This window comes from Lacicoccus alkaliphilus DSM 16010 (genome assembly GCF_900142805.1).
Taxonomy (GTDB): Bacteria; Bacillota; Bacilli; order Staphylococcales; family Salinicoccaceae; genus Lacicoccus; species Lacicoccus alkaliphilus.
Map to the genome: position 1 here is coordinate 259712 of NZ_FRCF01000002.1, position 12998 is coordinate 272709.

Sequence of the window (12998 nt, forward strand, 5' to 3'; positions counted from 1 at the left end):
GCCGGTTTTTTATTTTTGCCTTTCATTTTCATCATCCCGGACCAGGGCATCCCTGATCTCCCTGAGGAGCACCAGTTGTTCATCTTCCGTCTCTTCGGCGGCAAAGCGCTCCCTTGTCAGCTTATTGATCACTTTGATGAAGATGAAGATTGCAGCTGCGATGATCAAAAAGTCGATGACCGCCTGGATGAACACCCCGTAGGTGATTCCCATGTATGCCCAGTCCGAAGCAAAGTCGGTATTTCCGAACATCAGTGCAATCGAAGGCATGATGATGTTTTCGACCAGGGCATCAATGATTTTTCCGAATGCCGCTCCGATGACCACTGCCACCGCGAGATCCAGCACATTGCCGCGTAATATGAAATCCTTGAATTCCTGCCACATGAAAATCATCCTTCCTGAAATATGCATTTAAATCCATTTTTCAATATACAGTATTATTTGCCGCATATAAAGGCCATGGTAAATGTATAATTGAGATCTCATAATAAATCTTTATGCTATGCACCTATTGCAATAAGTTTAAGTTATCATAATACGTTGTTTTTTTGTATCACCCTTATGTATGAGCGCCATTTACAAGGGCATAATATCAGGTATACTGTAGATGAGACTAATTTTAGGGGGCAACATTACATGGGGCAAAATTATCAAAGCGATGCCAAAAAGACATTCAGTGTAAATGGTAAGACATACAATTACTACAGTCTGAAGTCAGTAGCTGAAAAAGGCTTTTCCGATCCGGCTAAACTGCCGTATTCAATCCGCGTGCTGCTTGAATCCGTTTTAAGGCAGCATGATGGTACAGTGATCAAGGATGAGCATATCGAATCACTTGCAAAATGGGATGAAGGCGATTTCGGGACTGCGGAAGTGCCGTTCAAGCCGTCACGTGTCATCCTTCAGGATTTCACCGGTGTTCCTGCAGTCGTGGACCTGGCTTCACTCAGAAAAGCGATGGATGATGTCGGTGGGGATGTCCAGAAAATCAATCCCGAAGTACCTGTGGATCTGGTCATCGACCACTCTGTGCAGGTGGACGAATATGGTACACATCAAGCACTCCAGAAGAACATGGAGCTTGAGTTCGAAAGGAATGAAGAACGTTATGAATTCCTGAACTGGGCGACGAAAGCATTCGACAACTACCGTGCCGTACCGCCGGCTACAGGTATCGTCCACCAGGTGAACCTCGAGTATCTCGCGAATGTCGTGCATGTCAGGGAAGAAGATGACGGGCTCGTCACTTATCCGGATACACTCGTCGGCACCGACTCGCATACGACGATGATCAACGGTCTCGGCGTTTTAGGCTGGGGTGTCGGCGGTATCGAGGCCGAGGCAGGGATGCTCGGTCAACCATCTTACTTCCCGGTGCCTGAAGTCATCGGTGTACGCATGACAAATTCACTGCCTGAAGGGGCAACAGCGACGGACCTTGCACTCAGAGTCACGGAATTACTGCGTCAACACGGTGTGGTAGGGAAGTTCGTCGAATATTTCGGCCGCGGTGTGACTGAATTGCCTCTTGCCGACCGTGCCACGATCGCCAACATGTCGCCTGAGTATGGTGCGACAAATGCATTTTTCCCGGTGGATCAGGAAACGCTTGATTACCTCAAGCTGACGGGACGCAGTGAGGAACATATTGATGTCGTAGAAACATATTTGAAAGAAAACGACATGTTCTTCGATCCGGACGTTGAACCGACATACAGTGATATCGTGGAACTGGACCTTTCCACTGTCGAGCCGTCACTGGCAGGACCTAAACGTCCTCAGGATCTGATTCCCCTTTCAAAAATGAAAGACGAGTATCATAAATCCATAACAGCAGAAAGCGGCAACCACGGCCACGGACTGGACGAGAGTGAATATGACAAAAAGGCGACAGTCAATTTCAAGGACGGATCAAATTCCGAACTGAAAACCGGCGACCTTGTCATCGCTGCAATTACATCATGTACGAACACTTCGAACCCGTACGTAATGCTCGGCGCAGGCCTTATTGCCAAAAAAGCGGTGGAAAAAGGGCTGACGGTACCGCCTTACGTCAAGACTTCACTTGCACCTGGTTCCAAAGTCGTCACAGGTTACCTGGAAGACGCAGGGCTGCAGCCTTACCTTGATGAGCTGGGCTTCAACCTGGTCGGTTATGGTTGTACGACCTGTATCGGTAACTCAGGACCTTTACTGCCTGAAATCTCCGAGACGATCGTCGATAATGATATGCTCGTTTCTTCAGTCCTCTCCGGCAACAGGAACTTTGAAGGGCGTATCCACCCGCTTGTCAAAGCGAACTACCTTGCATCACCGACTCTTGTCGTTGCTTATGCTCTGGCAGGAACTGTGGACATCGACCTCAATAAAGAGCCGCTTGGACAGGATAAAGATGGAAATGATGTGTTCATGAAAGATATATGGCCTTCCATCCAGGAAGTCAGGGACGCTGTGATGAGCAATGTTACACCTGAATTGTTCCGTAAAGAGTATGAAAATATTTTCCAATCCAATGAAATATGGAATAATATCGAAACGACGGATGCACCGATGTACGACTTCAACCCTGAGTCCACTTACATTCAGAACCCGACATTCTTTGAAGATCTGGCTACAGAACCAGGTTCGATCAATGACTTGAATGGTCTGAGGGTGCTGGGTAAATTCGGTGACAGTGTCACCACCGACCATATCTCCCCGGCTGGTGCAATCGGCAAAGATACACCGGCGGGCAAATGGCTGATCGAGCAGGGTGTATCACCACGTGAGTTCAACTCATACGGTTCCCGCCGCGGCAACCATGAAGTGATGGTGAGGGGTACATTCGCAAACATACGTATCCGCAATAAGATTGCACCGGGTACTGAGGGCGGATTCACGACGTATTGGCCGACAGGCGATGTCATGAGCATTTATGATGCAGCCATGAAATATCAGGAAGACGGCACCGGCCTTGTCGTCATCGCAGGCGACGACTATGGTATGGGATCCAGCCGTGACTGGGCAGCCAAAGGTACAAACCTTTTAGGTGTCAAAGCTGTCATTGCAGCGAGCTATGAAAGAATCCACCGTTCAAACCTCGTGATGATGGGTGTCCTGCCTCTGCAGTTCGTGGACGGTCAGAACGCTGAAGACCACGGCCTCGACGGCAGCGAAACATTCGACATCAAAGTGGGCGAGGAAGTGAAGCCCGGCGATATCATTGATGTCACGGCGACAAGCACTGATGGTGAAGTGAAGGAATTCAAAGTCAAGGCACGTTTCGACTCTGAAGTCGAAGTCGACTACTACCGTCATGGCGGCATACTGCCACTTGTCTTAAGAAACAAATTGAAAGAGTAATCGAGCCATTAAAAAACCCGGTGAAATCGGATGATTTCACCGGGTTAACTTGTTTTTAAAGGCGATTACATAAAGGTGATCCTGGACTCTGTTCCATTCATGATTCTTTTAATATTGGATATATGCCTGATGATGATCACCACACCCAGGATGACTGCGAAAGCGATGATGAGGGGATCCTGGAGAAGCAAAGAGACGCCTATGAAAGTCAGGGCCGCAACGATGCTTGATAAAGAAACGTACTTGCTCAACTTTAAAGTGATTAAAAATGCAGATACTAAAATTATGAAGACGATTGGATTATATGCAAGTACAGCCCCTGAACCCGTAGCTACGGCTTTGCCGCCCCTGAACTTCAAAAACACAGGATAAACATGGCCGATGGCACTGATGAGACCGGGTATGAAAATATGCATATCCACAGCCATCAACATCGCGATGTACACCGGCAGCGCACCTTTAAGGATATCGAGTATCAGCACCATGATCCCCGCTTTTTTCCCTAAAATCCTGAAAGTGTTGGTGGTGCCGACATTGCCGCTCCCATGTTCCCGTATATCCACTTTATAAAAAATCTTACCTATCAGAAGGCTGAATGGAATGGCCCCGATCAAATAGCTGATGATGACCAAGATTATAATATTCGTCATTTCATGCTCCCCTTTATTATCAGGTACTAATAGTTTACCATATAAATAATCATTTATAAATCTATAAAACAGTAAGTTTACTATAATTTTATTATGTAAACTTACTGTTAATTAAAAGAATTTTACAAGATGCTTGCAAAGATCGGGATTTTATATAAAAATAGTAAGGTAGATAAAAAATTCGAACATATGTTTGTAGGAGGTTGACTCTTTGTCTAAAACGAACACATACAGTGATGATTCAATTCAGATATTGGAAGGATTGGATGCGGTACGCAAGCGTCCGGGGATGTACATCGGCTCGACCGATGTCAAAGGACTGCATCACCTGGTATACGAAATTGCAGACAATGCAGTGGATGAAGTATTAAATGGCTACGGTGATGAAATCAGCATCACACTCAATAAAGATTCAAGCATCACTATCACCGATAACGGGCGCGGGGTTCCGACAGGGATGCACTCGTCCAGGAAGCCCACGCCTGAAGTCATCTTCACGGTGCTGCATGCCGGTGGTAAGTTCGGCGGAGGCGGTTATAAGACTTCCGGCGGACTTCACGGCGTTGGGGCTTCAGTCGTGAATGCACTGAGTGAATGGTTGGAGCTTGAGATCTACAGGGACGGTAAGGTCCATTCGATGTCCTTCAAGGACGGCGGAACGGTCGATCAGAAGCTGACAGTCACCGGCAAGACGAAAAAGACAGGGACTGTCGTGACTTTCAAGCCTGATGCGGACGTATTCAAGCTCGGCACTTCATTCAACTATGAAATGATCGTTGAAAGGATGAGGGAATCCGCATTCCTGCTGAGCGGATTGAAAGTGACGGTCACCGACTCGCGTGGTGAGGAAGACAAAGTGGAGGAATTCCAGTACGAAGACGGACTGGAGTCCTTCATCGAGTTTTTAAATGAAGGCAAAGATTCTATAGGGCGGATCGTCCGCTTCAAAGGTGACTATCAGGGGATCGAGGCGGAGGTCAGCTTCCAGTATAATGACCAGTATACCGAGACCATCCTCTCTTTTGTCAACAACGTACGGACGAAGGACGGCGGCACCCACGAAGTCGGTTTCAAAACCGGGTTCACAAAAGCTTTCAATGAATATGCCCGTAAGATCAACGAGTTGAAGGACAAGGACAAGAACCTTGAGGGTAACGATATACGTGAAGGCCTGACAGCTGTGGTGTCCATCAAGATACCCGAGGAACAGCTTCAGTTCGAAGGTCAGACCAAGAGCAAACTCGGCACCAATGAAGCACGTTCGGCAGTCGAGTCACTGCTCGTGGATAAATTACCGTTCTATCTGGAAGAAAACGGTGCGCTCAGCAGCCAGCTGGTGAAGAAAGCACTGAAGGCGAGGAATGTCAGGGAAGCTGCACGGAAAGCACGTGAAGAAGCACGCAGCGGCAAGAAAAAAAGGAAGGATACTTTGCTGTCGGGTAAGCTGACGCCGGCACAAAGCAAAAACGCAAAGAAGAATGAGCTCTTCCTTGTCGAGGGGGACTCGGCCGGCGGTTCTGCCAAACAGGGCAGAGACCGGAAGTTCCAGGCCATCCTCCCTTTAAGAGGCAAGGTGATCAATACCGAGAAGGCGAAATTTGAAGACATCTTCAAAAATGAGGAAATCAATACGATCATCCACACCATCGGCGCCGGTGTGGGCACGGAATTCAAAGTAGAAGATGCCAACTACGACAAAGTGATCATCATGACCGATGCGGACACTGACGGCGCTCATATACAAGTGCTGCTGCTCACTTTCTTCTTCAATTATATGCGTCCGCTCTTCGAAGCCGGAAAAATTTATATTGCACTTCCGCCGCTGTTCCAACTGAAGAAGAAATCGAAGAAAAAAGATATCATCAAATATGTTTGGACCGAAGAAGAGCTGGAGACCGCCCAGGAAGAAATGGGGAGCAATATTGAACTTCAGAGGTATAAGGGTCTCGGTGAGATGATGGCGGAACAACTTTGGGAGACCACCATGGACCCCGAGACAAGGACATTGATCCAGGTGACGATCGACGATGAAGCCCTATCTTTGAAGCGTGTGACCACGCTGATGGGGGACAATGTCGAACTCAGGAGAAAGTGGATTGAGTCCAATGTAAGCTTCACACTTGAAGAACAGAACTCCATTCTAGAGAATGATGAAATCGATCTTATGAACGAGGAAGGTGATGCCAATGGTTGAAAAACTTCAAAATCTTAAGCTTGAAGATGTACTCGGCGACCGCTTCGGCCGTTACAGCAAGTACGTGATCCAGGACCGTGCAATACCCGACGTGAGGGACGGTCTGAAGCCTGTGCAGCGGCGCATACTTTATGCGATGTTCCGTGCGGGGAATACATTCGACAAAAACTACCGTAAAAGTGCAAAGACGGTCGGTAATGTGATCGGGAACTACCATCCGCATGGCGAGTCCAGCATATATGACGCCATGGTCCGTCTTGGCCAGGAGTGGAAGATGAGGGAAGAGCTCATCATGATCCACGGCAACAAAGGCAGTGTCGACGGAGACCCGCCGGCTGCGATGCGTTATACCGAAGCGAAACTGGCGGAGCTTTCTAATGAACTGCTCCGGGACATCAATAAGAATACGGTCACTTTCATGAACAATTTCGATGATACCGATTTCGAACCGACTGTCCTGCCTGCGAAATTCCCGAATCTGCTCGTGAACGGCTCGACCGGGATTTCCGCCGGTTACGCAACCGATATCCCTCCTCATAATCTGAGTGAAGTCATCGATGCCACTCTGAAGATGATCGATAAGCCTTCGGCCGGAATCGATGAATTGCTGGAACTCGTAAAAGGACCGGATTTTCCGACCGGCGGCATCATCCAGGGTAAAGAAGAGCTGAAAAGAGCTTATGAGACTGGAAAGGGCAGGGTGGTCGTACGTTCCAAAGTTGAAACGGAAGAATTGCGCGGGGGCAAGAAGCTCATCGCCATCAGTGAATTGCCTTACGAGGTCAATAAAGCGACCCTCGTCAAGAAAATCGATGAAATCCGGGCGGAGAGGAAAGTCGACGGCATCCTTGAAGTCCGGGATGAAAGTGACAGGCAGGGCCTCAGGATCGCCATTGAACTGCGTAAGGACACCAATGTCGAAGGCATCATCAATTACCTGTACAAGCGGACAGACCTGCAGGTGACATATAACTTCAATATGGTTGCAATCAGTGACAGGGCGCCGAAACTCCTCGGGCTGAAGGAAATATTGAACAGCTATATCGCCCACCAGAAAGCAGTGATCCATAAACGCTCCCAATTCGATTTGGAGCGCGCCAAAAAGCGCATGCATATCATTGAAGGGCTGATGAAGGCATTATCCATACTGGACGATGTGATACGCGTCATCAGGGAGTCTGCCAACAAGAAAAATGCGAAAGAAAATCTGATTGAAGCATACAGCTTCACCGAAGCGCAGGCCGAAGCCATCGTCATGCTCCAGCTCTACCGTTTGACCAATACGGACATAGTCGAGCTGGAAACCGAGCATAGCGAACTGGATTTTACTATCAATCAGTTGAATGAAATACTCAACGACGATAAAAGGCTGTTGGCCGTCATTAAAAAAGAACTTCGGGACATAAAGAAGAAGTACAAGTCTGAGAGGCTGACGGCTGTGGAAGATGAAATCGAAAATATCGAGCTGGATAAAAAGGTGCTCATACCCCAGGAAGAAACCATCCTGTCACTCACGAAAGACGGATATGTCAAACGGACGAGCCCCAGGAGCTACAATGCAAGCGAACCGGACGAGATCGGCATGAAGGAAGATGACTTCCTGGTTTATTCTGCTGAATCCCATACACTTCAGCAGATGCTCGTCTTCACCAACCGGGGGAATTATATGATCATCCCAGTCCATGAAATACCTGAAATACGATGGAAGGACCATGGTGTCCATTTGTCCAGCCGCTTCAAACTCGACCCCGGGGAGGAACCGATCTTTACGACAGCCGTCGATGACTTCAAAGCGCCGGTGACTGTGGTCTCCACGACAAGGAACGGGCAGATCAAGCGCAGTGAACTGTCCTTGTTTGAAGCAGTGCGGATCAGGAGGCCGATCGCCTATATGAACCTGAAGAAGGATGATGAGGTCATCTCTTTGGAGATATCGGAAACCGGTACGGAAGAGATGCTGTTCGTCACCGCAAAAGGACTTACTTTGAGATATCCGGTAGAATTGGTCAACACGAGTGGACTCAGGACCCAGGGCGTCAGGGCGATGAATGTGAAGCCGGATGATGAAATCATCTTCGCGGGGCTCATCAGCAATCAGAAATATTTACTGACGGTATCAAACAGAGGTGCGGCCAAACGTACGGATTTGTCAATGTTCGAGACAGGCGCGCGCGCCCAGGTCGGTACGATGCTTCTGAAGGAAATCAAGTCAAAGCCGCACAGGCTGGTTGGTGCGGTGTTGTTTGCCGACGATATCAACGCATTGATCATATCGGAATCGGATCGCTCGACACTTAGAGGCAGGAACATCCGTGTGACCGGGAAATATGTTAACGGGTCATTCGTGGTGGATGAGGATGAATTCGGTGAAGTCAAGGATGTGCATTTTGATTCTATAATTAAATAAAAATGGTTCTAATTTCAGCCCCCGGTGTTATAATAGTTTAACACGAAGGGGGCTTTTTCATTGGAAGGTTTTACAAGCATGTTTGAAAACATCATCGGAGTGATGAATGACCTTTTATGGGGCGATTTCCTCATCGGGATACTGATTGTCGCGGGGCTTTATTTTTCTTTATCCTCCCGCTTTGTCCAAATCAGATGGTTTAAGCAGATGTTCACCGTCCTCCGGGACAAACCGGAAACACTGCCTGACGGTACGAAAGGGATTTCCGCTTTCAAGGCATTCACCATCAGCGCCGCTTCGCGCGTCGGTACAGGGAATGTGGCGGGTGTCGCCACGGCGATTGTGCTGGGTGGTCCCGGGGCGGTGTTCTGGATGTGGGTCATTGCATTCATCGGTGCAGGCACCGCATTTTTCGAATCGACGCTCGGTCAGCTGTATAAAGTGAAGGACAGGGAGGGCGGTTACCGCGGCGGCCCAGCATACTACATGGAAAAAGGGCTGAATCAAAAATGGCTCGCCGTGTTCTTCGCCATTCTGATCACCCTCACTTTCGGATTTGCCTTCAACGGCCTGCAGGCGAATACGATCGCTGCCGCATACAACGGCGCCTTCGGCATCGACCGCAGCATCATCGGCATCATCCTCGCCATATTCACCGCCCTCGTCATATTTGGCGGGGCGAAGAGGATTGCGAATGTGACCGGCTACATAGTGCCGATCATGGCGGCGATCTATCTCGCGGTCGTGTTCGTGCTGCTGATCATCAATTACGACATGATCCTGCCGATGATCGGCCAGATCTTTGCAAGTGCATTCGGCCTGCAGGAGGCGTTTGCAGGGGCGGTGGGTGCCGCGATACTGAACGGCTTCCAGAGAGGGCTGTTCTCGAATGAGGCCGGCATGGGTTCCGTGCCGAACGCCGCCGCATCAGCTGCAGTGAGCCATCCTGTCAAACAGGGATTGATTCAGTCATTTGGTGTCTACTTCGACACGATGATTGTATGTACGGCCACTGCCGTGATCATACTGATGTATTCCGATTTGAGCTTCGGTGAAGATGCGACCCAGGGCATCGAAGTCACCCAGGCAGCAATGTCTGCACAGATGGGGGATTTCGGTGCAATCTTCATAGCAATCGTCATACTGCTCTTCGCCTACAGTTCGATTCTAGGTAATTATTTCTACGGCCAGAGCAACCTTAATTTCATCAAGGAGCATCCGGTGGTGCTGTTTGTATTCAAGATGCTCGTCATCGGCATGGTCTATATTGGTGCAGTCATGGACATTACACTCGCATGGAACACTGCGGATGTGTTCATGGCGCTGATGGCTGTGACGAACATCGTTGCGATCATCGGACTGAGTGGGACTGTCTTTAAAGTATCCAAAGATTATGCCGATCAGCTGAAGGCCGGGAGACAGCCCGTATTCTACATCGATGATGTTGATATCGACAGAAACGGGATTGCAGAATGGGACAGAGATCGTTACGATGAAAGAAAAGAGAATGATTGATACGGGCATTTCCGGCGTATCTTACAGAAAAAATGGGGCTGGGACATAAAGCCCTTTGAAAACTAAGAAAAGTGGCGATTCATCGATTAATTCAGATGAATCGCCACTTTTTCCATATTTCTGCAGACGGTCCGCTTGTATCTTCCGGAATTTCCGCAGGTTCAGGGCCAGTAACGCGAGGCCGGTCTCAATTTTCACCTTCCGTGCGCCGCGGACGGAGAAGCGTTTGAACGCCAAATTCGCCTTCAAATTTCCGAAAACCGTTTCGATATCTATCTTCCTCTGTTGATAGATCTTCCGGTTCTCTTTCATTGAAAGCGTGCGTCGGGCCTGGGCTTTGAAATACTCCAGGTTCATATTCTTTTGGATGCGCTTGTTGATCTGTCTGTCGCTTTTGATGCACTGGTCATAGCGCGCACAGCCTGAACAATCATCGGAGGCATATATTTTTAACTGCCGTGTCTCGCCGTATGTATTGGTGCGGTTCGCATAGCGTTCAAACCGAATTTCCCGCCCGTCTGGACAAATGTACCGGTCGTTTTCAACGTCATAGGACCAGTTGGCGGGATGCATCTCATCCGTCTTGTATGCTTTCTTCTGTTCCTTGTAGTACGTGTTGTAGGGGATGAGCGCCGTCCGTTCATAATCATCCTCAATCATTTCATAGTTGGCTTCACTGCCATAGCCGGCATCGGCGACGATCTTTTCCGGCAGATGCTGGAACTGTTCAAGCATCGTATTGAGGAAGGGGCCCAATGTGCGGGTGTCGGTCGGGTTGGGGTAGAGGGCAAAGCCTAAGACAAACTGATTGTTGCTGGCCACCTGCAGGTTGTAGCCGGCCTTCAGCTGGCCATTGCGTATGTGATCCTCCTTCATGCGCATGAACGTCGCATCCGGGTCGGTTTTTGAATAACTATTGCGGTCACCGAGTGTCGCCAGCTGCCCGGTATATTTCATTTCCCGCTCCCGCAGGTCGGCACATCTCTTTTTAGTCTTCCGGATGACTGAACGCCTGGCCCGGATCCCTTTTCGATCTTCAACAGCCTCAGTGGCATCGATGGTGTCTGTCAAATCGGTTTCCACCGTCTCCAATGCCTGATGCATGGTGTTCAGGTGCCCGGCCGTGATCGCTTCGTCCGATTCTTCAATCAATGCCGGGATGATCATCTCTTCGTACATCGTGTCATACATCAGCTTCGATTGGGCCCGCAGCGCCTCCTGGTGTTTTTCCACGCTTTTCCTGAAGACGAATGTATATTTGTTGGCATTGGCTTCCAGTTTTGTGCCGTCGATGAAGATCGCGTCCGCATCGATCATATCATTGGCCTGCAGCTGTCCCCTGAATTGGATGAAGGCCTCTTCGATGAGCGCGCTCATGTGGGGGTGTATTCTGAAACGGTTGATGGTGCGGTATGAGGGGCACCGGTTTTGCGAGAGCCACATCACCCGCAGGCTGTCGGTGAGTAGCGCTGCGATCTTCCGGCCGGAGTACACGGACTGGGCGTACCCGCACAGGATGATCTTCATCATCATTCTCGGGTGATGGGAGGATGCGCCGAAGTGATGGTCAAATCCTTCGAACGCCGCAGCCGGGATGCTTTCCACCAGGTCATTCACCGCGACGGCGATATCATCTTCCGGTATCATCACTTCTATATTCAATGGTATTGTGATCTGGTTCATGTTATAATCTTTATACATAAAGTCCCTTCTTTCTTTGTTTGTTTCGTCACTTACATTGTATAAGAAGGGCTTTATTTTGTCTTCGATTTATATAAAAATGCCCCCGCAGTAAAATTCACATTTTACTGCGGGGGCATTCGCTTTTAGCTGGGACTTATGTCCCAGCCCCATCTTCATCTAAAACAAGTTTCTGAAAAAATCGACGATGCTGTTGAAGAAGTTGCGGAGGGCGGTGACGAAGGAGTCCCATGCTCCGGATTCCTGGATTTCCTCACCGATTTCCTGGGCCCTGTCCTGGGCTTCACTGAATGCATCACTTGAAGTGATCTGATCGATGAGGTTCCTTGAAGATTCCATCAGCCTTTCGGCCTCTTCACCGGAGAATATGCCGGAGTCGCGGATATTTAAAATGATGACGACGATACGGTCGATCTGGTCCTGGGACAGGATGCCGTCAAGTCCATTATCCGCCATTTTTTCATCAACGATGTTCCTGACTTCATCTTCACTCACGTCACCGCCGTAATTGTTGACGATTTCAATCTTGATCTCGGTGATCATCTTGTTGAGCTGGACTTGTGAAAACCCTTCGGCATCACTGTTTTCTTCGGCGATGTCCGTAATCGTTTCAAGTTCATCCTGTGCGTTTTGTGTACGTTCTTCGGAGATTTCTTCCCCCTGCACTTCATATGCTTTGTAGATGCCCGATAAAGCACTCTCGCCTGTCACATTTTCTGCTGCGGCTATGGTGACATCGGCATCGGTGACGCCTGAAGTGATGAGCGCATTTTGATATGTCTCTTCTGTGATTTTGGTGATTTCGCCCATCTCTTCATTGAGCGTGATTTCGAGGCCGTGGCCCGGGTCTCTTTGGATGATCCGGATGCTGGATTTCAGCACACTGTCATCATAGGAGACGCCCAGGTAATTCTGAAGGTCCCCGGAGTAGACATACCCGGTCTCGTCATCGTCTTCTACGCCAAGGAGTTCTGCAGTATCCACCCTCAAATCATCATCATTCTCCAGAGCCGCCCCAAAAATGGTGACGGCATTCTCCCATTCCGAAGCTGCCTTTAAAGTTGAGGGCAGCATGGATATGAGCAGCACCGCCACAGCGAGCAGTGTGAACTTCTTATACATAGTAATCCTCATTTCCTAAGATTTTCATTCATATTACTATATCTTGGGCAGCAAGACAATTTTA

The 12998-nt window shown here is 48.9% G+C and carries 8 protein-coding genes; 4 read left to right on the forward strand and 4 right to left on the reverse strand.

The annotated features are described in order from the left end of the window. Positions 1–9: 9 nt before the first annotated feature. Positions 10–387, reverse strand: a complete 378-nt coding sequence (gene mscL, locus BUA12_RS01450) for a large conductance mechanosensitive channel protein MscL (protein ID WP_072707614.1) — start codon at positions 385–387, stop codon at positions 10–12. Positions 388–639: 252 nt separating this feature from the next. Here mscL and acnA point away from each other — a divergent pair, with 252 nt between their 5' ends. Continuing rightward, on the forward strand, positions 640–3345 hold the full coding sequence (gene acnA / locus BUA12_RS01455; RefSeq protein ID WP_072707616.1) for an aconitate hydratase AcnA: 2706 nt from the start codon (positions 640–642) through the stop codon (positions 3343–3345). A 65-nt stretch (positions 3346–3410) separates the two neighbouring features. On the opposite strand, the gene plsY is transcribed toward acnA, so the two are convergent. Beyond that, complete coding sequence (gene plsY, locus BUA12_RS01460; RefSeq protein WP_072707618.1) at positions 3411–3995, reverse strand: glycerol-3-phosphate 1-O-acyltransferase PlsY; 585 nt, start codon at positions 3993–3995, stop codon at positions 3411–3413. A gap of 211 nt (positions 3996–4206) precedes the next feature. On the opposite strand from plsY, the gene parE reads away from it, so the two are divergent. Genes parE through BUA12_RS01475 form a run of 3 tightly spaced genes read left to right on the forward strand, consistent with a single transcriptional unit; the run spans position 4207 to position 10111 of the window. Continuing rightward, positions 4207–6189, forward strand: coding sequence for a DNA topoisomerase IV subunit B (gene parE / locus BUA12_RS01465; protein ID WP_072707620.1), 1983 nt, complete (start codon positions 4207–4209; stop codon positions 6187–6189). Then, on the forward strand, positions 6182–8596 hold the full coding sequence (gene parC / locus BUA12_RS01470; protein WP_072707622.1) for a DNA topoisomerase IV subunit A: 2415 nt from the start codon (positions 6182–6184) through the stop codon (positions 8594–8596). Before parE ends, parC begins: the two co-directional genes overlap by 8 nt. 60 nt (positions 8597–8656) lie before the next feature. Further along, positions 8657–10111 carry an alanine/glycine:cation symporter family protein gene (locus BUA12_RS01475; RefSeq protein WP_435387540.1) on the forward strand — a complete coding sequence of 485 codons (1455 nt, stop codon included), beginning with the start codon at positions 8657–8659 and terminating at the stop codon, positions 10109–10111. A gap of 21 nt (positions 10112–10132) precedes the next feature. Here the strand turns inward: BUA12_RS01475 and BUA12_RS01480 are convergent, their stop codons facing one another. Further along, on the reverse strand, positions 10133–11812 hold the full coding sequence (locus BUA12_RS01480; RefSeq protein WP_072707624.1) for an IS1182 family transposase: 1680 nt from the start codon (positions 11810–11812) through the stop codon (positions 10133–10135). Between the two features lie 159 nt (positions 11813–11971). Then, the gene (locus BUA12_RS01485; protein ID WP_178138210.1) at positions 11972–12934 is read right to left on the reverse strand and encodes a DUF1002 domain-containing protein; all 963 of its coding nucleotides are present in this window, start codon (positions 12932–12934) and stop codon (positions 11972–11974) included. Positions 12935–12998 lie beyond the last annotated feature (64 nt).

What these genes read in the sequence shown, in the direction of transcription:
- mscL (WP_072707614.1), bottom strand. Translation starts at nt 387, where the DNA reads ATGTGGCAGGAATTCAAGGATTTCATATTACGCGGCAATGTGCTGGAT.
- acnA (WP_072707616.1), top strand. Translation starts at nt 640, where the DNA reads ATGGGGCAAAATTATCAAAGCGATGCCAAAAAGACATTCAGTGTAAAT.
- plsY (WP_072707618.1), bottom strand. Translation starts at nt 3,995, where the DNA reads ATGACGAATATTATAATCTTGGTCATCATCAGCTATTTGATCGGGGCC.
- parC (WP_072707622.1), top strand. Translation starts at nt 6,182, where the DNA reads ATGGTTGAAAAACTTCAAAATCTTAAGCTTGAAGATGTACTCGGCGAC.
- BUA12_RS01480 (WP_072707624.1), bottom strand. Translation starts at nt 11,812, where the DNA reads ATGTATAAAGATTATAACATGAACCAGATCACAATACCATTGAATATA.
- BUA12_RS01485 (WP_178138210.1), bottom strand. Translation starts at nt 12,934, where the DNA reads ATGTATAAGAAGTTCACACTGCTCGCTGTGGCGGTGCTGCTCATATCC.